Here is a 1878-nt window from a genome sequence, read left to right as displayed (position 1 = left end):
GTCGGGGGTGAGACTTTCTATTCCCGTCACCTCGGCAGGGAAGTACATATAGAAATAGCCCAGATCGTTTTCGGGTTGTGCCGCATCGTAGAGCAGGAACAGGTAGGTGCCCTCATCTTTCGGGGTGAAATAGAACTTCACGGGCGTCGTACTGTTGGCTCTGAGGAACGCACCCACCGACAGGGCATTATATTTGACATACGTGGCCTTGGGAGTATCGGCATCGATGAGTTTGTAGGCATCCTCGGCTTTGTCATTACCTATAAAATAGGGAATGAGCGAGAAGGCTCCGTTGAACTCGGCGTCCTTGTTCTCGACGGTCAGCGTGATTTCGCTGGTTGTATTGATATCACCCGTTCCGCGAGTGACTTGAGCGTCCGTCATCTTGAAGTTTGTCTGGGTGAGCACGGGGTAGCCCGTCAGCGTCAGCTTTTTGTTGCTGACTTTGTATTCTACATACTGGCTCTTCGTCAGCAGCTTCCACTCGCCATATTGGTTGTCAGTGCCTTTATAGCGGTAGCGGACATAGAGGTTCTTCTGGCAGTCGGGATCTTCAGTGGACTTGTAGTAAGTAAAGGTATAAGTGCCATCGACTCCCGTCTTCATGTTTACGGGCTCACCGTCTAGCGTGAATTGCTCCCACTGGTCGCCCTTCTTCTCAAACAGATCCACCTCGAATGTGGCCGTAGGATAGGCCGCGCTGAAGTAAACCAGATTGATCTTGATGTAGTATTTCTCTTTATCTTCCGTAATGGTGTAGGGGAAAATCGGCATCTTCAGCTCCGGCAGTCCTACACCCGTACCTCCATTCTCTTTCTGGATGCCGATGAGGGCCGTCTGGCTCATGTTGAAGGCGTTGCCAGCGGCGACAGTCTTGTCGTAGCCTTTAGCATCGAGTACCGACAGCGAGAAGTAGTTGTCGCCATCGCCTGCCCAGCCCCAGTTGATGTGGAACAGTCCCTGGCCGTCGTAGCCGTCGCAGACGAAGGTGTGTCCGCCATCATCGCCCGCCATAGCGGCATAGACCACCGGTCGGTTGGCTGCAAGCTCGTTGTAGATGGTGTTCTCCCATTCGTCGATGGTATAGTCGTAGCGGAAGATGCTACGGAGGCCCTTGTCGTAGTTGAAGTACTTGGGCAACAGCTCCACGGCCGGATCGTGGAATGCCAACGATATCTCAGGGCTGTAGCTCATGTTCACCATCTGACCAACGTAGCGCATCAGTGTGGCTACGGCCTTGCGCTGGGCAGGAGTCACGTCAGACAGCACACCGCCCGACGCATCCAGGTACTTGTCGCGCATGTTGTCCCAGTCGAAGGTGGTGGCAGGCAACTCCGGCAGTTCGAAAGGCTCAGTCAGCCCCTTCTGAACGTTGCTGACCTCGTATTTGTAGCCCGGGATGGCTGTGGTAGCCGCCTTCGGCCACTTGTGGTAGTACATCACCTGCGCTATGGCTGTTGCCGTACAGCCTGTGACGCATCGCTTGCCCTGACCAGCGGCAGCCTTACCTGTGTACATGGGGCATTCGTCGTTGAAGACGGGGTCCTGGCTCCAGGGACATGTCACCATAGGCTTAATGGCAGGACGTGTGGCGCGCTGACGTGGAGCAGCTGCAGGCAGGTTGCTCTGGGCAATCTTGGCAATGGCCTCGTTATACCCCTGCAGCCAGTAGCGCATGTTCTCGGGCATGTGCTGCCAGTCGAGAGTTCCAGTGGTGCTATAGCCTAACACGGAGACGGCCCGCTCGTCGCCACTGGTGATGACGTATCCTCCGCCATCGACATTAAACACGTAGAGGTGGTTCATGCCCGTTGCCACCTCGTTCAACTGGGGTGTTGTCGTCATAGCCCTACGGGTGCTGCCCTGGGCAGGAGCGGA

At 55.5% G+C, this 1878-nt stretch carries 1 protein-coding gene; it reads right to left on the bottom strand.

Annotation, left to right across the window (positions count from 1 at the left end):
• A partial coding sequence (locus tag BLU47_RS14395) for a C10 family peptidase (protein ID WP_176780615.1) occupies nt 1–1878 on the bottom strand: 1878 nt, incomplete at both ends.

The organism is Prevotella sp. tc2-28 (assembly GCF_900107705.1).
Taxonomy (GTDB): Bacteria; Bacteroidota; Bacteroidia; order Bacteroidales; family Bacteroidaceae; genus Prevotella.
This window is presented reverse-complemented; position numbering and strand designations above follow the sequence as displayed.